A 23,548-nucleotide genomic window follows, 5' to 3' on the forward strand; every position below is an offset into this window, starting at 1 on the left:
GGAAGCACGGCGATGCTGAACAGACTGCACGACTCCCTGCGACTGCGGACCAGTCCCACCATCTTCTTCGGCTCCGCGCTGGTGATCGCCGCGTTCGTGGTCCTGACGCTGGTGTTCACGGAGTTCATGGACGCTGTCTTCGCGGACGGCTCGACCTGGGTGATCGAACAGCTCGGCTGGTTCTACATCCTGGGTGTGACCGTCTTCCTGCTGTTCCTGATCTACCTCATGGTCAGCCGCTTCGGTCAGGTCCGGCTCGGGGCCGACGACGAACGGCCCCAGCACACCAACCTGTCCTGGTTCTCGATGCTCTTCGCCGCGGGCATCGGCACGATCCTGATGTTCTGGGCCGTCGCCGAACCGGTGAACCACTTCGCGAACCCGCCCCGGCAGGGCGTCGAGCCGGCCTCCATGGAGGCCGCCACCGAGGCGATGGGCTTCACGCTCTACCACTTCGGGCTGCACACCTGGACGATCTTCACCCTCCCGGCACTGGCCTTCGGCTACTTCATGTACAAGCGCAACCTCCCGCCGCGGGTGAGCTCCATGTTCCAGCCGCTGCTGGGGGAGCGCATCCACGGGCCGGTCGGGCGGCTCATCGACATCCTGGCCATCGTCGGCACCCTCTTCGGCGTGGCCGTCTCGATCGGGCTCGGCACCATGCAGATCAACAGCGGCCTGGCACGGCTCTTCGGCATCTCCGAGTCGGCGCTGTCGCAGATCCTCATCATCGCCGCCGTCAGCCTCGTCGCCTCGGTCTCCGTGGCCCTCGGCCTCGACCGGGGCATCAAGCGGCTGTCCAACACCAACATCCTCATCGCGATCGCCCTGCTGGTCTTCATCCTCGTCTCCGGGCCCACCGTGCTGATGCTCAAGGGCATGGTCGAGTCCGCCGGCACGTACCTGTCGATGCTCCCGGCGCTCGCCTTCTGGAACGACTCGCTCGCGGACACCGGGTGGCAGAGCGGCTGGACCGTCTTCTACTGGGCGTGGACCATCACGTGGTCCCCGTTCGTGGGCATCTTCATCGCCCGCATCTCCCGCGGCCGCACCATCCGCCAGTTCGTCTCCGGGGTGCTCGCCTTCCCCACGCTGTTCTCCGTCATCTGGTTCGGGATCTTCGGCATGGGCGTGTTCGACATCGAGCTCAACGGCGGGGGCGGGCTCGTGGAGGCCGTCGTCGACGAGGGCGACATCCCCGGCGCGATGTTCGTCTTCCTCGAGAACTTCCCGTTCTCCACCGTCACCTCCGCCGTGGGCGTGCTCATCGTGGTGCTGTTCTTCATCACCTCGATCGACTCGGCCGCCCTGGTCATGGACACCATGGGCAGCGGCCACGAGGAGGAGTCCCCGGTGCACCAGCGCGTGTTCTGGGTCGTCGCCATCGGCCTCATCGCCGCGATCCTGCTGACCGCCACCGGCGCCACCGGGCTCGCCGCGCTGCAGAACGTGGCGATCCTCATCGGCCTGCCGTTCTTCGTGCTCGGGTACGTGATGATCTACTCGCTGCTCCGGGCCCTGCGCGAGGACGCCGGGGAGGTGGGCGTCCTGCCCACCCGCCAGTGGCGCCGGGTGCTGCCGCCCGAGGAGTTCCGCCGCCGCACCTCCACCGGCGCCGAGGTGGACGAGGAGATCGTCGTGGCCCCGGACTACGTGCACGGCTCGGAGCCGGCCAACGCCCCGGCCATCGAGCACCCGGAGCAGCCCGACTACGTGCGGGAGTACCGCACGAGCACCGGCTCCCTCAAGCAGATCCGCGACGTCGAGTAGCCGCCCGCACACCAGGGACCGTACGGGCCCACCGGCGTCACACCCGCCGGTGGGCCCGGTCCGTGCCGGCACCCAGGCGCTAGACTGGTGATCACCATCACAGTCGGCAACGGGGGACGTCATGGCGCGGAACAGGCAGAACACCAACCGGGACGGCGAGCAGCAGCACCGCATCCTCGACCGGCTCAACGCCATCGCGATGCGCGTCTACGGGCCGGGGGACCGGCTGGCCCAGGCGCAGGAGGGCGAGAGGATGAGCGAGGCCGCCCAGACCTGGTACCAGGAGGTCCAGGAACACTTCTACGTGGAGAAGGACGAGCACGGCAACGAGTACCTCTACCACCGGGACGACTCCGGCGAGGGCACGAACACCGGCAGCTCGCGCAACTAGAACTCTCGCGAAGGGCGGGGAGCCTCCGGAGGCTCCCCGCCCTTCTGCGTGCGCTCTCCGGACGGGCGGAGGCGACGGGACGGCGCCGTGTCGGGTCAGCGCCCCGAGCCCTGGTCCCCGATAGGCTCCGAGAGCGCCGGAACACCCCTGCCCGGGACGCACCCGCCCCTGCACCGAGAGCGAGCACCTGTCGTGACACCGGATCCCCACCCCGTCTCCCGGACCGCCGTGACCGACAGTCCGGTCGTCCACGTCCAGAGCGAGCAGCGGGAGGACCTGTTCTGGCGCGGCGCCGCGGTGGTCGGCCTGTTCTTCGTCGCGGCCATCGTCGCGCTCTTCATCGGCGTCCCCGTCTGGCTGATGATCGCGTTCTGGAACCCGTGGCTGCTGTTCACTCTGGTCTTCGTGGCGGCCGGGGTCCTGCTCCTTGTCAGGACGGTGGACCTGGTGCGCAGGGGAGCCTGGCACGCCCGCCACCGCTCGACCTATACCCTGCGCGAGACCGGCATCGAGACGACCGAGTGGAACACCTTCGGCGCCGACGCACCGGTCCGCCGGGCCATCCCGTGGGAGGCCGTGGCCTCCGTCGTGGCCTCCTACCGGATCCTGCGCCGCACGATCCTCGTCGAGAACGGCGGCGGAACACTGACCGAGACGGCCCCCGTCCTGCACATCCTGTTCGACCAGGACGGGAGCCGCCGGATCACGAGCGTCCCCTTCTCCTCGCACAAGGACCCCGCGGTCGACGTCTGGATCGCAGCGCTGCGGAAGCACGGCGTGGAACTGGGCTGCACCGCCCGGCCGCTCTCGTGGAAGGGCGAGGCCTACCTCGGCCTCGAGGCCCAGCTCGAGCACCTCGCGACCACCGAAGAGGTCATCCCCTTCCCCGCCACCGGCGGGTGGCTGGACAACACGATCCGGTTGGAGAACCGCTGGCATCAGAACGCCGCGCAGGCCCAGGAGCAGGCGGAGCGCCGGGACCCCGCGCTGCGGGAGGCGCGTCAGAGGCCCACCGGCCGGCACTGGATCCTCGGTGCATGGTTCGCCGTCATGTACGCACTGGGTGCCGGCTTCCTGCTGCCCCACCTCGTGCAGCACGGGTGGTTGCCCGCCGCCGCCTGGCCGCTGGAGCTCCTCGTGGTCCTGCCGGCGGCCGCGCTCTTCTTCCTGCCGCTGCGCCGTGGCCTGCGCTGGTTCCACGGGCTGGTGTGCTGGCTTCTGCTGGTGGTCATCTCCTTCTCCGTCCTGGTGGGCAGCGCGGAGATGGGGCCGGCTGCCGAGCGGACCGCGATGATCGGCTTCGGGCTGACCGTCCTCTCCGCGGCCCTGCTGTGGGTCCCGTACCTGCTCGTGAAGCGCAGCGTGCCCCGGCACGACCTCGTCGGGGGCCCCGTGTAGTCCGCACGGTGCGCCGAACCGGCAGGCCGGGGCCGTGGCCGCTCTCCAGGAGGAGACACCATGGTCACCACCAGGCTGGACCGGCTGGGGCGCTCGACCCGGATCATGCTCGCCCTGGCCGAAGCACGACGAGGCTGAGGATGCCCGGTTGCGCGTGCTGAACCCGGGTGGGGGAGACGTGGACACCCGCACCCCGATGGGCTCGATGATGATCATCGTCATGGCTCTCCCGGCGCAGAGGGAGCTGTCGGCAGTCACCGATCAGGGGGTGGTTGTGGGGCCGATCCTGTGGTCGGCTCCGGGCTGCAGGTAGACGGCCGGATTCGCCAGCGACGAGGCGAACCCTGCGGCGTGATCGGTGGCGGAGGTCCCCTCGGGGACGTTCTCGGCGCGGATCTCCACGCGGGTGCCGCCCTCGACCCGGGTGAACTCCCGGGTCATGGTCATGGTGCCGGCAAAGGCAGGGTCGTCGGAGACGAAGTCCCCGGCTCTTCCGCGGCTCCAGGGATCGGAGGTCCCCGGGACCAGGCATTCCGCTGCGCGAATTCTCGCGGCGGCGAGGCGCGGCTCGACCAGGTGCTGTTCGTGCGCGAGTCGGGCGGCACCGTGGTCGCCACCACGGTGAGGCGTGTCATCGAGGGAGGGGCAGGGTTCCTCATCGGTGCGAGAGGATCCCGTCCCGCGAGGTGCCGCTTGCCCGGTCCTGGGCCGGCGTGGCGAGGGAGACGCCTCAGGGGGCAGCGGAGACGGGTGCGGTGCTGGTGCGGGTGACCAGCCGGGCGGGGAGCACCACGTGCTCGCCGGTCACGGCGGTGTCCTCAGCCGTCGCATCCAAGCGGCGCAGCGCCAGGTCCACGGCGGTGTGCGCGAGCAGGCAGGGGTCCTGGGCCAGGGTGGTGAGGTCGAGGTAGGGCAGGGACGCCTGCTCGGAGTCGTCGAAGCCGACCACCGACAGGTCCTCGGGCACGCACCGGCCCAGGACGCGGGCCTGGCTGATCACCCCGACGGCGCAGCGATCGTTGAAGGCGATGACGGCGGTCGGCGCGGGGTCTTGGGCCAGGAGTCCGCTGAGCGCGGCAGCGCCCTCGGCCTCCGAGGCGCCGCCGCGCACGATCAGCATGTCGTCGCCCAGGCCCGCGGCGGCCATGGTGTCCTGGTAGCCGGCCCGGCGCCGCGCCCCGCCGGCCTCGCGGTCGGCGTCGATGTAGGCGATCCGCCGGTGCCCCAGGCCGAGAAGGTGCTCCACGGCCAGCACCGCGCCGCGGTGGTCGTCGGTGGCCACGCTGTCGAAGGCCGCCGCGTCGAAGGCTCGGGTGACGGAGACGACCGGCAGGGTTGCGCTGATCCGCTCCAGGCGGGTCTGTGGCAGGGCGCTGCCCAGCAGGACCAGGGCCTCGCACCGGTCGCGCAGCAGGGCCTCCACCGCGGTGTCCTCCGCCCGGTGCGGTGTGACGGCCGATAGCACGACGTCGTAGCCCCGCTGCTGGGCGGCGGCGTGGATACCGTCGAGGATCTCGCCGTGGAAGGGCTGCACCGGCTCGAAGGCCACCCCCAGCAGCCGGGAGCGGCCCTGGCGCAGCAGCCGGGCTCGTTCGTCGCGGCGGTAGCCCAGTTCGGCGGCCACTGCCAGGACGTGGGCCCGGGTCTCCTCGCTGGCGCCGGGGGCGTCGCGGAAGACGATCGAGACCAGGGGCTGGGAGACCCCGGCCGCCCGGGCGACGTCGCGCATGGTGACGCGGCGCCCGGACGGGCGGCCGGGGGCTTCCCGCCCCGGGGCGTCCGGGCTCACGGGCAGGGAACGGTGAAGGCGTCCCGGAATCGTCTCAGCGCCAGCTCGGGGTCGGCGGCGGCAAAGGCCTCCATCGCGATCACTCCTTCGTATCCGGTCTCCACCAGGGCGGCGGCGATGCGGGGGTAGTGGATCTCCCCGGTGCCCGGCTCGCACCGCCCGGGGACGTCGGCCACCTGGATCTCTCCCACGTACGGGAGGGCTCTCCGGCACAGTTCTATCAGGTTCCCTTCCCCGATCTGCGCATGGTAGAGGTCCAGGTTCAGCCGCAGGTGCGGGCTGTCCACCGCCGCGACCAGCGCCAGGGTGTCCTCGGCCGCCCCGAAGGGCACCCCCGGGTGGTCGACGGCGCGGTTGAGGTTCTCCAGGGTGAAGACCCGCCCGTGGCGCTCGCCCAGGACGGCCAGCCGCTCCAGCGTGCGGGCCGCTGCCAGCCAGTCCGCCCCGGTGACCACCTCGTGCGGCACCACGGGGAGCCCCTGGGGGTCCAGGCCGGTGCCGTGGACGTTGAGCCGGGGGCAGTCGACGACCTCGGCGGCGGCCAGCGAGTCCTCGGCGGTGCGCAGGAGTTCCGCCGCCCCGTCCGGGTCCACGAGGGCCCCGCGCACGTAGCCGGTCATCGACCCGAACCGGGCCCCGGTGGCGGCCAGAGCGGGCAGGTCCTTGGTGGTCCAGTCCCAGATCTCCACCTCGAACCCGGCCTCGTGCAGCCGGCGCACCCGCTGCTCGAACGGCAGGTCGACGAAGAGCATCTCCGCACTCGCTGCCAGGACGAAGCCGCTCATCGAGTGGCTCCCACCGGGTCCAGGCTCACCGGGGCGCCGGTGCGGCAGGACTCGACGCACCCCAGGGCGATCCGCAGCGCGTCCCGGGCCGCCTCCACCCCCGGACCCGGCGAGAGGTGCCCGAGGGCGGTGTCGGTGAAGGCCTGCAGCTCCGCGGTGTAGGCGCCGCGCATCGACTGGGTGTCTGCGCGCACCGTGTCGGCGGCGAGGCCCTCCGGGCCGTAGTAGCGCATGCTCGAGGCCGCCAGGTCCCCGGCGGTGACCATGCCGGCGGAGCCGAAGGCCTCCGCGCGGGTGTCGTAGCCGTAGGCGGCCGAGAAGCTGGCCTCGGCGGTGGCGATCGCCCCGTTGTCGTAGCGGATGGTGACCACCGCGGTGTCCAGCAGTCCGGCGTCCTTGAAGTCCGGGGCCACGAGGGCGTCGGCCACCACATACACCTGTACCGCCCGGGCGGCGGGGTTGAGGAAGTTCAGGGTGTCGAAGTCGTGGATCAGCGTCTCGAGGAAGATCGTCCACGGGGCCACCGCGCCGGGGTTCGCCAGTCCCGGGTCGCGGGTGGTCGAGCGCAGCAGCTGCGGGGTGCCGATCCGCCCGGCCTCGATGGCCGCGCGGGTCTGCGGGAATCCGTCGGCGAAGCGGCGGTTGAATCCGATCCGGAACAGCACTCCGTGGCTCTCGACGGCCTGGTGGACCCGGTCGATCTCCTCCAGCGTCATCCCGGCCGGCTTCTCGCAGAAGATCGCCTTGCCGGCCGCGGCGACCTGCTCCACGAGCTCGGTGTGGAACCGGGCCGGTGCGGTGATCACCACGGCCTCCACCTCCGGGTCGGCCAGCAGCTCGGCGATGTCGGTGTAGGCCGCAGGCACGTGCAACGCCTCCGCCAGGCGCGCCGCGGCGCCCTCGACGGGATCGGCGATCGCGACCAGCCGGGCGTTGGGCACGGTGCGGGTGATCAGCTCGGCATGGCTGGAACCGATCCGGCCGGCGCCGATCAGGCCGATGTTCAAGGTACGGGGCTCGGACACGGAATTCTCCTTCAGGTCAGGGATGGAGCGCGGAAGGGGATGCCCGGGAACGGTGTCGTGAACATGTCCTGACAAACCCTTGGCAGAAACACTAGTACGTATTAGTGTGATCGCCAACACCTCTGCCGAACGAGTGTGCGGCAGCGCGTCGAAGGGCCGAGGCCCGGCCCGAAGAGGAGACCTCTCATGACCGCAACGCTGTCCCTGCCGATCGACAGGAACTCCCCGGTGCCCCTCTACCACCAACTCGCTCTCCTCCTGGAGGGGGCTGTCCACAGCGGGGCTCTGGCGCCGGGCAGCAAGCTGGACAACGAGCACGAGCTCGCGTCCCGATTGCGCATTGCCCGCGTCACCGTGCGCAGCGCTCTGCAGCATCTGGTCGAGGCCGGCCTGGTGGTACGCACCCCCGGATCCGGCACGCACGTCACCCCGCCCCACCGGTGGGCGCGCCCTCCGGCGCACTCCACGTCGCAGCAGTCGCTGTAGACGCTTCGCCACCGTCGCACCGGATGCCGGGTGCGGCAACCGACCGGAGGAGCCACGACCCCGCCCGGACGGCGAAGGGCATTCCGCCTGCACGCCCGCCGGCCCCGAGCGGCGTCCTGCCTTCTCGGCCGATCCCCGATCCACCCGCACGAACAACCCACCATCCGACCGGTGCCGCACACGGTTCGACCGTGCTTCACGAGGTCATCACCCAAGGAGTTCCCATGTCTCACCAGTCTCCGAGCGACAGCCGGGTCGCCCTCCCGCCGTTGACCCAGGGGCCGCACCGGAAGCGGCTCGGGCTGATCTCGGTCGTGGCCTGCCTGGGCGGGCTGCTGTTCGGTTACGACACCGGTGTCACGAACGGCGCCGAGGGGCCGATGGCTCAGGACCTGGGGCTGAGCCTGATCCAGCTGGGCGTGGTGATCAGCGCGCTCATCTTCGCCGCCGCCGTCGGCGCCCTGGTCTGGGGCCGGGTCTCGGATGCCTGGGGGAGGCGCCGGACGATCATCCTGCTGGCCGTGCTGTTCTTCCTCGGCACCGCGCTGGTGGTCCTCACCCCCACACCTGCTGAGGAGGGAACGTTCTCCCTGACCGGGTACACGATTCTGGTCTGCGGCCGGATCATGATCGGTCTGGCCGTCGGCGGCGCCTCCACGGTGGTGCCGGTGTACCTGGCCGAGCTCGCCCCCTACGAGATCCGCGGATCGATCACCGGCCGCAACGAGCTGGCGATCGTCACCGGACAGCTGGCCGCCTTCGTCATGAACGCGATCATCGCCGTCACGCTCGGCGACGTCGTGGACGGGGTGTGGCGCATCATGTTCGCCGTCTCCGCGCTGCCGGCGATCGGACTGTTCATCGGGATGCTGCGCATGCCCGAGTCCCCGCGCTGGCTCACCGAGAAGGGCCGGTACGACGAGGCCCTGGCGGTGCTGGAGACGGTCCGCCCGGCCGACCGGGCCAAGGCCGAGCTGCAGGAGATCGAGCGCATCGCGGCCATCGAGGTCAAGACGCACCAGGTCGGGCTGAAAGCGGTCCTGACGAACAAGTGGCTGCTGCGGATCATCCTGATCGGCATCGGGGTTTCCATGACCCAGCAGCTCACCGGCATCAACTCCGTCATGTACTACGGCACCCGCATCCTGGAGGAGTCCGGGATGACAGCGCAGCAGGCCGTGCTGGCCAACATCGCCTTCGGTGCCGTGGCCGTGATCGGCGGACTCATCGCCCTGTACAACATGGACCGCCTCGACCGGCGCAAGACCTTCATCATCGGGTTGTCGTTGACCACGACCTGCCACCTGCTGATCGGGATCGCCGGCAACCTGCTGCCCGAAGGCCACCCGGCCCGCCCGATCGTGATCCTCGTCCTCGTGGTCGCCTTCGTGCTCTCGATGCAGACGTTCCTCAACGTCGCCATCTGGGTGTGGCTGGCGGAGATCTTCCCGCTGCACATGCGCGGACTGGGCATCGGCATCTCGGTGTTCTTCGGCTGGACCATGAACGGTTTCCTGGCCCTGTTCTTCCCGTCCCTCGTTGCCGCGGTCGGGATCTCGGGCACGTTCTTCCTCTTCGCCGGCATCGGCGTGCTGGCCCTGATCTTCGTGGCCACCCAGGTCCCCGAGACCCGCAACCGCTCCCTCGAAGACCTCGAGGAAGACGTCTCCACCGGGGCCATCTACCAGGTCGCCAAGCCCGCCGACGCCCACCAGTCCTGAGCCCCACAGCGTGACCCCTCGCACGCCGGGGACAGGTGTCCGAGACAGGACAGGTCGCCGTTCTGCTCCCCGTGCAGGAACACCAGCGGGGTCCTGGTGCCGGTGCGGTGCATGCCGGCGATCTCCAGGCGGGGTCCGCACCGTCGATGATCGGTCCAGCGGTCCCGCGCTGGGGGCAGCCGTTCCGCCGTCGGTGCTCGACCGGGCCCGCGACCTCGTGGACGGGGCGCTGCCGTGCGGCATCTTCGCGAGGTGCCACAGGGATCGGGAACCATTTTCCGCATGACGCCTGGTCTGCCGGAGATGCTTGTGGTTAGGGTGAGGTGTGGTCGAGCAGCCGGCCCGCAGTGCGCTGCTGTCGATGGAGGAAGCTCCTGTGGACCACACCCTGCTCGTGCCGGCCCAGGCCGCCCGCCGCGATGATGCCTCTGCTGAGGCGACTCCGGGCCGCCTCCGCAGGAACACCCCTGTTCCCGGCATCTTGGCCGATGCGCGGTACGTCCTGCCGCTGAAGTGGTCCGACGACACCGGTCTGGCCGATCTCGCCCGATACCTGGCCGAGGTCGTGACGTGGATGCCCGTCACCGTCGTCGACGGCTCCGCCGAGAAGCTCTTCGCAGCCCACCGCGAGGCGCTGCCGGAGACGGTCGAGCACGTGCGCCCCGATCGGTGGCAGGGGGCCAACGGCAAGGTGGCGGGGGTGATGACCGGTGTCCGCCGGGCGGCCGAGGAACGGATCGTGGTGGCCGACGACGACGTGCGCCACACCCGGTGCACCCTGGAGAGGATCGTGGGGCTGCTGGGGGAGGCCGAGGTGGTCCGCCCGCAGAACTACTACCTTGAACTGCCCTGGCAGGCCCGCTGGGACACCGGGCGGACCCTGCTCAACCGGGCCCTGGGCGGGGAATGGCCCGGAACCCTGGGCGTGCGGCGATCGAACCTGCTCGCGGCCGGTGGCTACGACGGCGACGTCCTGTTCGAGAACCTCGAGCTCGTGCGCACCGTCCGGGCGGCCGGGGGGAGAGAGATCGTGGCCCTGGACGTGCTGGTGGGGAGGATGCCGCCCACCGTGTCCCACTTCCTCGGCCAGCGCGTCCGTCAGGCCTACGACGACTTCGCCCAGCCCGCCCGTCTGCTCGTCGAGCTGTCGCTGCTGGCCCTGCTGAGCTGGGCGGTGCGGCGACCGGGGCGGTGGGCAGCCGGAGCCCTGGCCGTGTGTGCGGTGGCCGAGTTCGGCCGGCGCCGAGGCGGGGGTGCTGCGGTCTACCCGCGGAGCACGGTGCTGTGGGTTCCGCTGTGGGTGCTGGAGCGGTCGGTGTGCGTGTGGGCGGCCGTGGTCGTCCGGGCGCGCGGCGGGGTGTCCTACGCGGGGTCCCGGCTGCGCACCGCCGGGCACTCCCGGACCGCCCTGCACCGGCGCCTGTGCGGCCAGTATGAGGACTCGCTGCTGGTCGACGCCGGCCCCGGACGGCTGCGGGGGCGACGGTGAGCGTGGGGACGGGGGCGGCGGGTGCGTGCCCGGTCATCGAGATCGCCGAGGACGACCTGTACGGGCTGATCGCGACCCTCACCCACAACGACTGGCAGCCCACGGGCGGGAGCCTGCGGATCAACGTGGTCTACCGCGGCCACGCGGTGGCCGACCGGGACCTGGACACCAGTCTCTTCCGGCTCCAGGGCGCCTCGAGTGGGCAGATCGAGCCCCACATCCTGCGGAACTTCCGCAAGTACGCCGCCCGGGACACCTCCCCGGGGGACTCGGACTGGAACTGGCTGTCCGTGGCCCAGCACCACGGGCTGCCCACAAGACTGCTGGACCGGTCGAACTCTCCCTATGTGGCGCTGCACTTCGCCACCGCGGACCCGCGCTGCTACGAGGTGCCCGGAGCGGTGTGGTGCGTGGACTACGCGGCGGCGCATGATCTGCTGCCGGGGCCGCTGCGGGAGGAGATCACCGCGCACGCGGCGGGCCTGTTCACCACGGACATGCTGGAGCGGGTCGCGTACAGCATGGCCGACTTCGACCGGTTCCGGGACCAGCACGGACGGGCGGTGCCGCTGTTCTTCGAACCTCCGTCGCTGGACGAGCGGATCGTGAACCAGGCCGCGGTGTTCTCCGCCATGTCCGCGGCCACGGGCTCCCTGCACGAGTGGCTGGGCGCGCACCCCGAGCTCTACCGGAAGGTCGTCATCCCGGCGGGTCTGAAGTGGCGGATCCGCGACCACCTCGACCAGGCGAACATGACCGAGCGCGTCCTCTTCCCCGGCCTCGACGGACTGTCCCGCTGGCTGACCCGCTACTACGGGCCGCGCCCGGAGCAGGGCGCCCGGGCAGAGCCGGCCTCACCGGCGATGGGCGACGAGCCGGAGCCGCTCCCGGGCTCTGCCTCGGCCGGCTGAGGGTGGACTTCTCGACCGGACCCCGGGGTGGGGTCCCGTCGCCGGACCGGTGAGAAGCGGCTCCCCGCCCGTGGTGGGGAGCCGCTTCTCGTTGTTCCGTGGGAGCCAACGGTGTCCGTCGGTGGGCCTCAGGTGCGGGCCCTGCGGGCGGCTATTCCTTCTTGAGCTTGTCCTGGATGGTGCCGGCGGCCTTCTCGACCCGGTTGGGGACCTCGGTGGTGCCGTAGAACCGGGCGTCGGGGTGGGTGGGAGGCGGCATCGGCACCCCCGCCATGGGCTGGTCCTGGTAGCCGAACTGCCCGTTGCCGTCCGGCGTCGGCCCGGAGGCCCACGAGCCCTCCGCGGCGGCCGCGCCGTCGGAGAAGTTGTAGTAGTCGTAGGAGAACTCGGTGGCCTCCTTGGCCTGCGGGAAGTTCGAGGGCACGGGCATCTGCTCCAGCCCGTCGGCCTGGAGCTCCTTCACCGCGGCCATCCACTGGTTCTGGTGCATGGTGTCCCGGGCCAGCAGGAACGAGAGCATGTCCCGGATCCCCTTGTCGTCGGTCATGTGGTAGAGCCGGGCGACCTGGGTGCGGCCCTGCATCTCGGCGTTGACGTTGGCGGTCATGTCCGCCAGCAGGTTCCCCGAGGCGGTGACGTAGGACCCGGACCACGGGTTGCCCATCGAATCCACCGGCCGTGCCCCGGCCCCGGCCACGATCGCGTGCTGCAGGTCGGTGCCGCCGATCACCGCCGCGACCGCCGGATCACCCTGCACGGCGTCCTCGGTGATGCCCAGCGGGGCCTTCTCCAGCAGCTGGGCGACCATCGTGGCGAGCATCTCGATGTGACCGAACTCCTCGGCGGCGGTGCCGAAGAGCAGGTCCCGGTACTTGCCCGGGATGTGGGCGTTCCAGGCCTGGAAGCTGTACTGCATGGCCACGGTGATCTCCCCGTACTGGCCGCCGATCACCTCCTGGAGCTTGCGCGCGTAGACCGCGTCCGGGGCCTCGGGGGTGGACTTGTACTGGAGCTTCTGCTGGTGCAAGAACATGCTGACCTCCGTCATCGGCTGCTGTGGCCGGCGGTGGCGCGGCACTCCGCGCCCGTGATTCCCGGCTCTGATCTCCACGCTAGTGATCCGGCCCCCAAAAAGGAAGGCTGCTTATTGAATGGAGGGGGACATCAGATGAGCTGAGGCCGGGCACCCTGTGTCGTCCCGACCCGGGGTTCGCGGGCGGTGCGGGGCGGGAGTGAGGTGGGCCCGTGGGCGGGCAGTCCGTTGGGGGTCAGCAGTTCGACCGGGCTGAGAGGTCTCGGGGACCTGGGCCGTCCCTGCTCGTCGTCGTGCCCGGCCTGCGGCGCGGGACGGAGCACGACAACTCCGTCACGAGCATCTAAAGTGGACAGTGTGCTGATCATCGGGGCAGCCCGGTGAGCAGCGCGTGCACCGTCCGGACCACTCGACCACGGAAGGACCACGCCATGAGCCAGCCAGAGCAGCAGCAGGAGGTCCCCGGCGTCCAGGCCGCGATGACCCCCGTCCCGGACTGCGGCGAGCATGGCTACCGCGGCTCCGGCAAGCTCGCGGGCAAGGCGGCCATCATCACCGGCGGGGACAGCGGCATCGGCCGTGCCGCCGCGATCGCCTACGCCCGCGAGGGCGCCGACGTCCTGATCGCCTACCTCGAGGAGGACGACGACGCCCAGGACACCGCCCGCTGGATCGAGGAGGCCGGACGTCGCGCCGTCCTGGTCCGCGGAGACCTCTCGGACCCGGCCCACTGCCGGGCTGTCGTCGAGAGGGCCGTGCAGGAGTTCGGCCGGATCGACGTGCTGGTCTCCAATGCCGCCTACCAGATGAGCCGCGACAGCCTCGACGAGATCAGCGACGAGGAGTGGGACTACACGTTCCGGCTCAACATCGGCGCCATGTTCCACCTCACCAAGGCCGCCGTGCCCCACATGCCTCCGGGCTCGGCGATCATCGGCAGCTCCTCGGTGCAGTCCGACCAGCCGTCCCCGCAGCTGGCGCCCTACGCGGCCACCAAGGCGGCGGTCGCGAACTTCTCCGCCGGGCTCGCGCAGATGCTGGGCGAGAAGGGCATCCGGGTCAACAGCGTGGCCCCGGGCCCGATCTGGACGCCGCTGATCCCGGCGACCATGCCCGCGGAGAAGGTGGGAGCCTTCGGCGACGACGTCCCTCTGGGCCGTGCCGGCCAGCCCGCCGAGCTCGCGCCCGTCTACGTCCTGCTGGCCTCGGACGACGGCAGCTACATCTCCGGCTCGCGGGTCGCCATCACCGGCGGCAAGCCGATCCTCTGAGTCCGGGGCCACCGCGGAGCGGACAGCCGTGCCGACGGGATCCACCGGGACCTCGCCCACGACCGAACGGCACACGGGGGTGGGCCCGCCGGCCGGGAACCGGAATCCGCAACGCGGGGCATCCGAACGGGCTCCGGCTCCGAAGTCGACGGACGTCGTGTCGGGGAGCCGCCCCGAGGGGTGGGCCGGATGTCGTGCCCGGCGGGAGAACTCTTCGCCAGCACCGAACCGACCCGACCCGCCCGGGGTCGCTACTGCTCGTTGTCCGGACGAGGGGCGCGCTCGCGCTCCTCCACCGCGGAGCGCACCTCCGGGTCGTCGGTGTCGTCGACCCAGGGCTCGGTCTGGCGGTGCTCCTCCACGTGGTCGGGTTGGATGCCGGCCACCTCGCCGGCGACCTCGTGCTTCATCTGGTCGTCCAGTTCCGCGCTGTGCTTGGTGTTGCCTCGCTCGGCCATGTCGATCTCCTTGCAGGGATGGGACGGCGTACTTCGGTGGGACGGCCCGTCAGGCGTTCCCGTCCTCCTCGAGCAGACCCCGCTGGGCGCGGTCGGCCGCTTCGGAGGCGTCTTCCGGCAGCGGGTCGGTGGCCGGTGGGACCTGCCCGGGCGCGTAGTCGGACAGCCCGGCGGCCACCCGCTCCTGTTCGGTGGCTGTGGCCAGTGCCTCGTCGTCGAGATGCTCGGGCATCCCGGCGTGGCCCTGGTGGATGGGGTCGGGCAGGGCGTCGCCCTCGGGCTCGATGACGTCGTCGAGGTCCGGGGCGTCGTCGTTGTGCGGGGTGGTCATGGAGCACCTCCTGTGCTGAGCCGTGCCTCCGACCTTGGTGACCTGACTCACGGAGCGGAACCACCCTGGGACCTGGGAGAGGGGCCTGTGGAGGTCCCGCACGTGCTCCTCCCGGGCTGCGTTGAGCAGTCGATCGTAGGCTGTTCGTGCGCATCGCCTGCGTGTTCCAGGCCGCAGGTGCCGATGTGTTCCCCGACATGAGGACAGCTTGATGACTGACGTCGCTCCGGACCGACCGGCGATGCTGCACCCCGTACCAGCCCAGCGTTCGATCGTCGTGATTCCGAGGGTGCACGACGGCTCCGGGGCCCGGACCCGCTACGGTCTGGTCCAGCCCGAACTGGACCCGGGCGGGCAGACGCTGATCTTCCCGCAGGGCCCGGTGGTCGACCCCGACGAACTGCGCGCCGGGGCCGCGCTGCTGCTCGAGGAGGAGTTCGGGCAGGGCATGTCCGCGGCGGTGATCGCTCCGCTGGGGATCCTCTACGCCGATCCGCGCAAGGAGGAGCGGATCGACGTGCTGCTCGCAGTGGCACGCCGGGCCGATGCCGAGTACGGCGAGGCATTGGAGCCGGCCGGCATCCCCGGGGTGGAGTGGGCCGATGAACAGCAGCTGCTCCAGCACCTGTGCTCCGGGCGGATCACGGACACCACCACCGCCTCAGCCCTGGCACTGCTGCAGGCCTGTGGCGAGTTCACCGGCTGACCGGCCCACCGACCCCGAGCCGCTCCGATGCGGCCAGGGCGCAGCCGGTCCGCCGCCGCAGCAGGTGCACGGACAGCGCCCCGAATCCCGTCCCGGCCCGCGGCGCGTTCGTCGTCCATCGGCCATGCCGGGGCCGCACGCGACGGCAGCGGCCCGTCGGTCACCCGCTCCCGCAGCGGGACACCACCGTCCTCGACGGTTCTGCGAGTGCGTCCGTTCCACGGTGTCCCTCGTCCGCGGCATCCCGACCGGTGGGGCCTAGAGTGTGCAATGGAAAACTTTGGATGATCGTGGAAGGGTCCCCGTGCGGAACAGTGTGTGCTCACCCCTGGCTGCCGTCTGCGTCGTCGTGCTTCTGGCAGGGTGCGCCGTCGGGGACGCGGGGAAACCGGGGGAGACCGCCACGCCGTCCACCACCGCGTCCTCGGCCGGCAGGGCGGAGACCGGGTCGGGGTCTGTGGAGCACGGGCTGGCCGCAGTGTCCTTCGAGGACGCCCCGCGGGAACTCACCGCCCTGGAGCGGTCCCTGCTCGTCGAATCCGGACCGCACGCCGTGGACGGGACCGACGATGAGGTGCTGGCCGCCGCCCGCGAGCGTGATCCGCGCACCGCCGGGGAGTGGAGCGCGGCGATCCTCGCGCAGATCCACGGCGACTACGCCGAGGACGTCAAGACGGTGGTGCGCTTCGACCCGGGCACCGGGGAGCGCGGTGCGGAGCCCACCGACGCCGCGACCGGACCGGTGGGCGACCAGAGCGTGGGCACGAACCACTTCGCGCTCGTCCTGGACGCCAGCGACTCGATGGCCGGGGACTCCGGCGACGGCCCGCGGATGGACGCGGCGCGCACGGCGCTGACCGGGTTCGTCGAGGAGCTGCCGGAGGGCAGCACGGTGAGCCTGCGGCTCTACGGGAACGCGGGGGACACTTCTGCGCCGGGGAAGAAGGAGTCGTGCACGACCACCGAGGTCGCCTACTCCGGTGACGCCGACGCCGCGGAGCTCGCGGACGTCCTCGCCGGAGTGCGGCCCACCGGCTACACCCCACTGGCCCGGGCCATCGAGGAGGCCGCCGCCGACTTTCCCGACGACGCGACCGACGGCATCGTCTACGTGGTGACCGACGGCGTGGAGACCTGCGGCGGCGACCCCGTGGCGGCTGCCGAGCGGCTGAGCGGGTCCGGTGTCGAGCCGGTGATCAACGTCATCGGCTTCCAGGCCGGTGACACCGACCAGCGGGCACTGGCCGACATCGCCGCCGCCGGGGGCGGCGAGTACACCCGCGCCGGCTCCCGGGCGGAGCTCGAGGCCTACTGGCGGGAGCAGAACACGGCGATGGCCCGGGCCTGGAACGAGTGGCGCAACACCGAGCTGCGGGAGATCAACGAGGCGGGCAACGCCAACAAGCGGCTCGCCAATGAGGTCGGCAACCGCATCAAGCGGACCGCCAACGAGGAGGCCAACCAGGGCAAGCGCGTTGCCAACCTGCTCGGCGCCGACGTGGACGAACAGGTGCGCCGCGAGGTCTGGGACTTCTTCGACGAGCGGGGCGCGACGGTCTGGGACTGGGGCGACCGGACCCACCAGGCCAACTGGGGCGCCGCCGACGACCGGCACCAGCAGGACTGGCGGGCCGTCTACGACCGCGGTGAGGCCAAGTGGAGCGAGTACTACGAGCGCCTGCAGAAGGACTGACCCGCTGCGCGGACGCGTGCGCCCCGAGCCGGCCGCGACGGCGTGGGGCGAGAGCGCCGGAGGCGGCCCGGAGCGGCGACGGGCTCAGCTTGCGCCGAGGGCCGCGCACGCGGCCTCGATGGACTCCGGGGACAGGACGTGGTCGATGGCCAGCACCGCCGCCCCCATGACGCCGGCGCGCTCGCCGGCGACCGAGGGCGCCACCCTCAGGTGCTCCGTGGCCAGGGGCAGGGACCGCCGGTAGACGACCTCCCGGATGCCGGCCAGCAGGTGCTCCCCGGCCTGGGCGAGGCTGCCACCGATCACGATCACGGAGGGGTTGATGAGGTTCACGCAGGTGGCCAGGACGTCGCCGATGTCCCGCCCCGCCTGGCGGATCACCTGCACGGCCAGCGGGTCCCCAGAGCGGACGAGGTCGATCACGTCCTGGCTGGTGGACAGCGTGCCGGCGGTCTGCTCGTTGAGCGTCCGCACGAGGGCTGGAGCGCCGGCGAGCGCCTCGAGGCAGCCGGTGTTGCCGCAGCGGCAGAGCAGCTCGTCGCCGCGCGGCACCCGGACGTGGCCGAGGTCCCCCGCGGTGCCCTGGGCGCCGCGCTGGAGCGCGCCGCCGGAGATGATCCCCGCGCCGATGCCCGTGGCCACCTTGACGAACATCAGCTCGGTGGTCCCGGGCCAGAAGAAGCTGCGCTCGCCCAGGGCCATGATGTTGACGTCGTTGTCCACCAGCACGGGCACGTCGTAGTGGGCCTGCACGCGGGCGGGGACGTCGACGCGGTCCCACCCCGGCATGATGGGCGGGTTGATCGGCCGGCCCGTCTCGTGCTCCACGGGACCGGGCAGCCCGATGCCGATCGCGGCGAGGTCCGCGGCGGGGCGGTCCGCGCGCTCGAGCAGCGCGGCCACCGTGCGCACGAGCCAGCCCAGGACCGCCTCGGGGCCCTCGCCGATCGCGAGCGCCTGGCGCTCCTCGGCGAGCTCCCGGCCGGAGAGGTCCGCGAGGATCGCCCGGGCGTGCGTCGCCCCGACGTCCGCGCCGACCACTACCCGGGCACCCGGGTTCAGGGCGAAGAGCGAGGGCGGGCGCCCCCCGGTGGAGGCGGCCCCGCCGTAGGGTGCGACGAGCCCCAGGGTCATGAGGGTGTCCACGCGGGACGCCACGGTGGAGCGGGCCAGCCCGGTCAGCTGGGCGAGCTCCGCCCGCGTCCTCGGGCGGCCGTCGCGCAGCAGCTGGAAGACTTCGCTCGCCCCCGGGGCGGGCGAGTCCGAGGAGCGCGGCGACGGCGCCGACGGTGGACTCTGCAGCACTTTTTCAGTAGAGCACGCCCCCTTAGGGGGGTCAAGCACGTCACAAACGCATAGTGAGGGAACAACTTTTGCCGGACTGTCGACAGAAGTCTGTGGTGCGTGTCACAGTGACCGCATGAACGAGCGCACGAGCTCCCCGGTGCTGGACGTCACCGGCCTGTCGAAGTCCTTCTTCGGGGTGCCGGTGCTCGAGGACGTGGACCTGCGGCTGCACGCCGGCGAGGTGCACGGGCTCGTCGGCGAGAACGGCGCCGGCAAGTCCACCCTGATGAAGGTGCTCGCCGGGGTGCACGAGCGGGACGCCGGCACCGTGGAGATCGGCGGCACCCCCGTCGAGTTCCACCACCCCACCCAGGCGCACGTGGCCGGGCTGTCGACGGTGTTCCAGGAGTTCAACCTGCTGCCCGACCGCACCGTGGCCGAGAACGTGTTCCTCGGCCGCGAGCCGCGCCGGGGCCTGCTCGTGGACCGGCGGGCCATGAACGCGAGGACGAGCGAGCTGCTCGAGGACCTGGGCATCACCAGCCTCCGGCCGACCACGACCGTGAGCTCGCTGTCCGTGGCCCAGCAGCAGATCGTGGAGATCGCCAAGGCCATCAGCTACGACGCCCGCATCATCTCCATGGACGAGCCGACCGCGGCCCTCGCGGGCCCCGAGGTGGACCTGCTCTACGCGATCGTCCGCCGGCTCCGGGCGCGCGGCACCGCCATCCTGTACGTGTCCCACCGGCTGAAGGAGATCTTCGACCTGTGCGACACCATCACCGTCCTCAAGGACGGACGCGTGGTGGGCACCGAGCCCGCCTCCGCCATGGACGACGCCGCCCTGGTGCGGATGATGGTGGGCCGCCCGATCTCCGCCTACTTCCCGGAGGCGGTGCCCGGCACCGGGGTGGGGCGGGAGCTCCTGAGGATCGACGGCGGCGGCAACGACCAGCTCGACGGCATCGACCTGACGCTGCGCGCCGGGGAGATCGTGGGGGTCGCCGGGCTGCAGGGCTCCGGGCGGACGGAACTGGTGGAGGCCGTCTTTGGCGTCCACCCCTTCACCCGCGGGTTCATGGCGCTGGACGGCAGGCCGTACACGGCCACCTCGCCCCGGCAGGCCGTCCGGCAGGGCGTGGCCCTGATCACGGAGGACCGCAAGTCCCAGGGGCTGAGCCTCGACCAGTCCATCCTGGACAACGCCCTGGGCGTGATCCGCTCCGTCTTCCCGCGACGGACCGCCGCGGCCCGGAAGGACGTCCCCGGGGTCCTCTCCTCGCTGGAGGTCGTGGCCCGGGACCTGGACCAGGAGGTCCAGTACCTCTCGGGCGGGAACCAGCAGAAGGTCGTCCTCGCCAAGTGGCTGGCCGTGGACCCGCGGGTCGTGCTGCTCGACGAGCCCACCCGGGGGATCGACGTGGGCGCCAAGATCGCCGTCTACAACCTCATGCGCATGCTCGCCGCGGAGGGCAGGGCCATCCTCATGGTCTCCAGCGAACTGCCGGAGGTCCTCGGCATGTCCAGCCGGATCCTGGTCCTGCGCGACGGCCGGATCGCCGGTGAGCTCCCGCCGGACAGCACCGAGGAGCAGGTGCTGCGGCTGGCCACCGGCGCCCGCACGGAAGGGGCGAGACCGTGAACGCGTTCTCGAGGCTCACGTCCACCCACATCGTCTACCTCGTGGTGCTGCTCACCGTCGTGGTCGGCACGGTGCTCGTGGGCGCCACCGAGCGCAGCTTCGTCAGCGCCGGCAACATCTCCGCGATCCTCACCGGGACCAGCGTCCTCGGCTTCATCGCCATCGGCCAGACGCTCGTGATCCTGGTGGGGAGCCTCGACCTGTCCGTGCCGTACGTCATCAGCCTCGCGAGCCTGCTCTCGGCCGGCCTCATGGCGAACCAGCCAGGGAACATCCTGCCCGGCGTGGCGCTGGCCCTGGTCGTCTCCGCGGGCATCGGCCTGGTCAACGGCCTGGTGGTGTCCGGGCTGAAGGTCCACGGGTTCATCGCCACGCTGGGCACCGGCCTCGTGGTCAGCGGCTACCTCGCCACCAACTACAAGGGCAGCTCGGGGCAGACCCCCGTGGCCTTCCGCCTCATCGGGGCCACGGGCATCGGCCCGGTCCCCGTCTCCACGCTGATCATGCTGGCCTGCGCCGGCGCGGTGCTGCTCATGCTGACCCGCAGCCGCCTGGGCCACCACATGTACGCGGTCGGCGGAGACATCCGGGTGGCCCGGATGTCCGGGATCCGGACCGGCACCCCGATCGTGGCCGCCCACGTCATCTGCTCCGTCATGGCCGGTTTCGCCGGGCTGCTGCTCGCGGCGCGGCTCGGGGTGGGCAGCCCCACGATCGGGTCCCAGGGCGGGTACGACCTGCTCTCCATCGCCGCCGTGGTCCTGGGCGGGACGCTCCTGGCGGGCGGCAAGGGGTCGCTGGTGGGGACGCTGGGCGGGGTCCTCATCTTCGCGATGATCGACAACATCATGAGCGTGATGCAGATCAACCCGTTCCTGAAGGACGTGGTCCGCGGCATCGTCATCGTCGTCGCCGTGGCCGTCTACGCCCGGCGCCGGGTGGTCAGCCGGCCCGCGCGCTTCGACGACCGGAGCGGGCGGACCGAGCAGGAGGTCACGGCATGAGCGCCACCGTCACGGACCGGACCGCGGTCCTGCAGCAGAACCGGTCACCGTGGCACGAGCGCGTGCTGCGCGGGCTGCGGACCCCCGGCGGGGCGGTCTTCGTGCTCCTCCTGGTGCTGCTGGTCGCGGCCGTCGCCGTCAACCCGTCCTTCGGCGAACCGGGCTCGCTGATCCGGTTCGTCGGCCGCACGGCGCCGATCGCCATCGCGGCCATCGGGCAGTACTTCGTGATCGTCTCCGGGGAGTTCGACCTGTCCATGGGTTCGGTGGTCACCGCCCAGGTGTTCGTGGCCGGCAACCTCATCGGCCAGGACGACAGCCGGACGGTGCCCGTCCTGGTCCTGATGCTCGTCCTCGGCGCGCTCGTGGGCCTGGTCAACGGACTGGTCACCACGCTCCTGAAGGTGCCGAGCTTCATCGTCACCCTCGGCACCATGCTCGCCCTGCTCGGGCTGGTGCTCTACTGGACGGGCGGCGCCGCGACGGGGAACCCCGCGGACAGCTTCCGGCAGATCGGCCGCGGCGGCATCCAGGACGTCCCGGTCCTGGGGATCCTGCCCTACCCGGTGGTCCTGGTGGCGGTCGTCGCGCTCGCCGCCCTCTGGCTCATGCGCCGGCCCTACGGCCGCACGCTCGTCGCCGTGGGCGACAACCCCCGGGCCGCCGCGCTGACCGGGGCCCGGGTCTGGTGGGTGCGCACCCGGGCGTTCATGCTCTCCTCCCTGGCCGCCACCGTGGCGGGGATCATCCTCGTGGGCTACGCCGGCGTGCACCCGTCCGTGGGGCGCGGCTACGAGTTCACGGCCATCACCGCCGTGGTCCTCGGCGGGGTCGTGCTGGGCGGCGGGCGCGGCTGGGTGCTCTCCGCGGCCGCCGGCGCCTTCGCCCTCGAGACCCTCTTCGCGCTCCTGAACTTCCTGGGGGTCCAGTCGACCTGGCGGGACACCGTCCAGGGCGCGATCATCATCCTCGCCGTCGCAGCCGGCACCCAGACCTGGAAGCGCCGCCGGCGCGGCCGGACCACGGCGGCGCAGGAGCCGAGACGTGCCATCGCAGCACCGCCCACCCCGGGCACCGACGAGGAAGGAACATGATGCGCCGAAGCATCCAGTCAAGGATCACCGTGGTGGCAGCGGCAGCGCTGCTGGGACTGACCGCCTGCACCACCGACCAGTCGATGGAGGAACCGCCGCCCGCCGAGACGGGGGGCGCGGAGGCCGCCGCCACGCCGGCCCCGGAGGGCGGTGACGAGTGGTTCGACCAGGCGGAGTACGACCGGCAGCTCGACCAGCGCTCCGCCTCCTTCGAGGGGGACCCGGAGCAGCCCTGGACGCAGTACATCGACGGGGAGACGACCGCCACCGCGGAGTTCGCCGCCGACGACCCGCAGAAGGTGTGCTTCTCCAATGCCTCCATCTCCAACCCCTGGCGGCAGACCGGGTGGATCACCATGAACGAGCAGCTCAAGGTGCTCCAGGACTCCGGGGTGATCTCCGAGATGGAGACCCGCGACGCCCAGGACGACGACAACACGCAGATCGCCGACATCGACTACTTCATCGCCGAGGGCGAGTGCGACGGGTTCATCATCTCACCGAACTCGACCGCCGCCCTGACGCCCGCCGTGGAGCGCGCGTGCGAGACCGGCAAACCGGTGGTGGTCTTCGACCGCGGGGTGGAGACCGACTGCGCGACGACGTTCATCCACCCCATCGGCGGCTTCGCCTGGGGCATCGACTCGGCGAACTTCCTGGTGGACAACCTGCAGGAGGGCGACAAGGTGGTGGCCCTGCGCATCCTCCCGGGCGTCGACGTCCTGGAGCAGCGCTGGGCCGCGGCCGAGCGGATCTTCGAGGAGAACGGGATCGAGGCGACGGACTACTTCACCGGCGCCGACCCCACCGAGATCAAGAAGATCATCTCCGACGAGCTCGCCACCGGGGACGTGCAGGGCGTGTGGATGGACGCCGGCGACGGCGCCGTCGCCGCCATCGAGGCGTTCGAGGACGCCGGCGCGGACTACCCGGTGATGACCGGCGAGGACGAGATGAGCTACCTGCGCAAGTGGGAGGACACAGGCCTGACCGGCCTCGCCCCGGTGTACTCGAACTTCCAGTGGCGCACCCCGCTGCTGGCGCTCGAGCAGATCTTCGCCGGCGAGGAGGTCCCCGCCGAGTGGGTCCTGCCGCAGGAGCCGATCACCGAGGAGCAGCGGGCGGACTTCCTCGCCGACAACGAGGGGATGCCGGACGGCCACTACGCCAAGTTCGGCGGCGAGGACCTGCCGGGCTACCCCGACGTCTGGCGGGACCGCGTCATCCCCTGACCCGCCCGACCGCGTCCTGCCCGCCACCGGCC

The 23,548-nt window shown here is 71.4% G+C and carries 22 protein-coding genes; 14 read left to right on the forward strand and 8 right to left on the reverse strand.

Annotation, left to right across the window (positions count from 1 at the left end; genetic code table 11):
- The first annotated feature begins 12 nt into the window (after positions 1 to 12).
- The 3 genes from ACP7CD_RS04670 (at position 13) to ACP7CD_RS04680 (ending at position 3,559) form a co-directional block, all read left to right on the forward strand.
- Entirely contained in the window at positions 13 to 1,770 is a 1,758-nt protein-coding gene (locus tag ACP7CD_RS04670) for a BCCT family transporter (protein WP_017832858.1), read from the forward strand.
- 121 nt (positions 1,771 to 1,891) lie between these two features.
- Positions 1,892 to 2,161 carry a hypothetical protein gene (locus ACP7CD_RS04675; protein WP_017832857.1) on the forward strand — a complete coding sequence of 90 codons (270 nt, stop codon included), beginning with the start codon at positions 1,892 to 1,894 and terminating at the stop codon, positions 2,159 to 2,161.
- Positions 2,162 to 2,389: 228 nt separating this feature from the next.
- Positions 2,390 to 3,559 carry a hypothetical protein gene (locus ACP7CD_RS04680; protein WP_426119174.1) on the forward strand — a complete coding sequence of 390 codons (1,170 nt, stop codon included), beginning with the start codon at positions 2,390 to 2,392 and terminating at the stop codon, positions 3,557 to 3,559.
- A 261-nt stretch (positions 3,560 to 3,820) separates the two neighbouring features.
- Here the strand turns inward: ACP7CD_RS04680 and ACP7CD_RS04685 are convergent, their stop codons facing one another.
- The 4 genes from ACP7CD_RS04685 to ACP7CD_RS04700 form a co-directional block, all read right to left on the reverse strand.
- Positions 3,821 to 4,006 carry a hypothetical protein gene (locus ACP7CD_RS04685; RefSeq protein ID WP_336649369.1) on the reverse strand — a complete coding sequence of 62 codons (186 nt, stop codon included), beginning with the start codon at positions 4,004 to 4,006 and terminating at the stop codon, positions 3,821 to 3,823.
- A gap of 283 nt (positions 4,007 to 4,289) precedes the next feature.
- Positions 4,290 to 5,288, reverse strand: a complete 999-nt coding sequence (locus tag ACP7CD_RS04690) for a LacI family DNA-binding transcriptional regulator (protein WP_426119176.1) — start codon at positions 5,286 to 5,288, stop codon at positions 4,290 to 4,292.
- A gap of 56 nt (positions 5,289 to 5,344) precedes the next feature.
- On the reverse strand, positions 5,345 to 6,133 hold the full coding sequence (locus ACP7CD_RS04695) for a TIM barrel protein (RefSeq protein WP_426119178.1): 789 nt from the start codon (positions 6,131 to 6,133) through the stop codon (positions 5,345 to 5,347).
- A complete protein-coding gene (locus ACP7CD_RS04700; RefSeq protein ID WP_426119180.1) occupies positions 6,130 to 7,158 on the reverse strand; it encodes a Gfo/Idh/MocA family oxidoreductase in 1,029 nt (342 codons plus the stop codon). Before ACP7CD_RS04700 ends, ACP7CD_RS04695 begins: the two co-directional genes overlap by 4 nt.
- A 186-nt stretch (positions 7,159 to 7,344) precedes the next feature.
- Here ACP7CD_RS04700 and ACP7CD_RS04705 point away from each other — a divergent pair, with 186 nt between their 5' ends.
- From ACP7CD_RS04705 to ACP7CD_RS04720, 4 genes are all read left to right on the forward strand, one after another.
- Positions 7,345 to 7,644, forward strand: coding sequence for a GntR family transcriptional regulator (locus tag ACP7CD_RS04705; RefSeq protein WP_126350102.1), 300 nt, complete (start codon positions 7,345 to 7,347; stop codon positions 7,642 to 7,644).
- A gap of 224 nt (positions 7,645 to 7,868) precedes the next feature.
- On the forward strand, positions 7,869 to 9,365 hold the full coding sequence (locus ACP7CD_RS04710) for a sugar porter family MFS transporter (protein ID WP_426119182.1): 1,497 nt from the start codon (positions 7,869 to 7,871) through the stop codon (positions 9,363 to 9,365).
- A 376-nt stretch (positions 9,366 to 9,741) separates the two neighbouring features.
- Complete coding sequence (locus ACP7CD_RS04715; protein ID WP_426119184.1) at positions 9,742 to 10,854, forward strand: glycosyltransferase; 1,113 nt, start codon at positions 9,742 to 9,744, stop codon at positions 10,852 to 10,854.
- Positions 10,851 to 11,765, forward strand: a complete 915-nt coding sequence (locus ACP7CD_RS04720; RefSeq protein ID WP_426119186.1) for an FRG domain-containing protein — start codon at positions 10,851 to 10,853, stop codon at positions 11,763 to 11,765. The genes ACP7CD_RS04715 and ACP7CD_RS04720 overlap by 4 nt, the downstream gene beginning before the upstream one ends.
- Positions 11,766 to 11,916: 151 nt before the next feature.
- Here ACP7CD_RS04720 and ACP7CD_RS04725 read toward each other — a convergent pair whose 3' ends face one another.
- Positions 11,917 to 12,798 carry a manganese catalase family protein gene (locus tag ACP7CD_RS04725; protein WP_336649374.1) on the reverse strand — a complete coding sequence of 294 codons (882 nt, stop codon included), beginning with the start codon at positions 12,796 to 12,798 and terminating at the stop codon, positions 11,917 to 11,919.
- A gap of 431 nt (positions 12,799 to 13,229) precedes the next feature.
- Between ACP7CD_RS04725 and ACP7CD_RS04730 the strand changes: the two genes are divergently transcribed.
- Entirely contained in the window at positions 13,230 to 14,069 is an 840-nt protein-coding gene (locus ACP7CD_RS04730) for an SDR family oxidoreductase (RefSeq protein ID WP_426119188.1), read from the forward strand.
- A gap of 251 nt (positions 14,070 to 14,320) precedes the next feature.
- Here ACP7CD_RS04730 and ACP7CD_RS04735 read toward each other — a convergent pair whose 3' ends face one another.
- Entirely contained in the window at positions 14,321 to 14,527 is a 207-nt protein-coding gene (locus ACP7CD_RS04735) for a hypothetical protein (RefSeq protein ID WP_284562354.1), read from the reverse strand.
- Between the two features lie 49 nt (positions 14,528 to 14,576).
- Positions 14,577 to 14,858 carry a hypothetical protein gene (locus ACP7CD_RS04740; protein ID WP_426119190.1) on the reverse strand — a complete coding sequence of 94 codons (282 nt, stop codon included), beginning with the start codon at positions 14,856 to 14,858 and terminating at the stop codon, positions 14,577 to 14,579.
- A gap of 211 nt (positions 14,859 to 15,069) precedes the next feature.
- Here ACP7CD_RS04740 and ACP7CD_RS04745 point away from each other — a divergent pair, with 211 nt between their 5' ends.
- Positions 15,070 to 15,564, forward strand: a complete 495-nt coding sequence (locus tag ACP7CD_RS04745) for a hypothetical protein (RefSeq protein ID WP_426119192.1) — start codon at positions 15,070 to 15,072, stop codon at positions 15,562 to 15,564.
- A gap of 457 nt (positions 15,565 to 16,021) precedes the next feature.
- Positions 16,022 to 17,257 (forward strand): vWA domain-containing protein, encoded by a 1,236-nt coding sequence (locus ACP7CD_RS04750; protein ID WP_426119194.1) that lies wholly within the window; start codon positions 16,022 to 16,024, stop codon positions 17,255 to 17,257.
- 84 nt (positions 17,258 to 17,341) lie between these two features.
- On the opposite strand, the gene ACP7CD_RS04755 is transcribed toward ACP7CD_RS04750, so the two are convergent.
- Positions 17,342 to 18,562 (reverse strand): ROK family protein, encoded by a 1,221-nt coding sequence (locus tag ACP7CD_RS04755; protein WP_426119196.1) that lies wholly within the window; start codon positions 18,560 to 18,562, stop codon positions 17,342 to 17,344.
- 115 nt (positions 18,563 to 18,677) lie between these two features.
- Here ACP7CD_RS04755 and ACP7CD_RS04760 point away from each other — a divergent pair, with 115 nt between their 5' ends.
- Genes ACP7CD_RS04760 through ACP7CD_RS04775 form a run of 4 tightly spaced genes read left to right on the forward strand, consistent with a single transcriptional unit; the run spans position 18,678 to position 23,516 of the window.
- The gene (locus ACP7CD_RS04760; protein ID WP_426119198.1) at positions 18,678 to 20,186 is read left to right on the forward strand and encodes a sugar ABC transporter ATP-binding protein; all 1,509 of its coding nucleotides are present in this window, start codon (positions 18,678 to 18,680) and stop codon (positions 20,184 to 20,186) included.
- Positions 20,183 to 21,190 carry an ABC transporter permease gene (locus tag ACP7CD_RS04765; protein WP_426119200.1) on the forward strand — a complete coding sequence of 336 codons (1,008 nt, stop codon included), beginning with the start codon at positions 20,183 to 20,185 and terminating at the stop codon, positions 21,188 to 21,190. Before ACP7CD_RS04760 ends, ACP7CD_RS04765 begins: the two co-directional genes overlap by 4 nt.
- Positions 21,187 to 22,284: an ABC transporter permease gene (locus tag ACP7CD_RS04770; protein WP_426119202.1), complete on the forward strand. Its 1,098-nt coding sequence runs from the start codon at positions 21,187 to 21,189 to the stop codon at positions 22,282 to 22,284. The genes ACP7CD_RS04765 and ACP7CD_RS04770 overlap by 4 nt, the downstream gene beginning before the upstream one ends.
- Positions 22,284 to 23,516, forward strand: coding sequence for a substrate-binding domain-containing protein (locus ACP7CD_RS04775; RefSeq protein ID WP_426119628.1), 1,233 nt, complete (start codon positions 22,284 to 22,286; stop codon positions 23,514 to 23,516). Before ACP7CD_RS04770 ends, ACP7CD_RS04775 begins: the two co-directional genes overlap by 1 nt.
- Positions 23,517 to 23,548: the final 32 nt, after the last annotated feature.

Source organism: Kocuria sp. LHG3120 (assembly GCF_049897445.1).
In the GTDB taxonomy this organism is placed as follows: Bacteria; Actinomycetota; Actinomycetes; order Actinomycetales; family Micrococcaceae; genus Kocuria; species Kocuria rosea.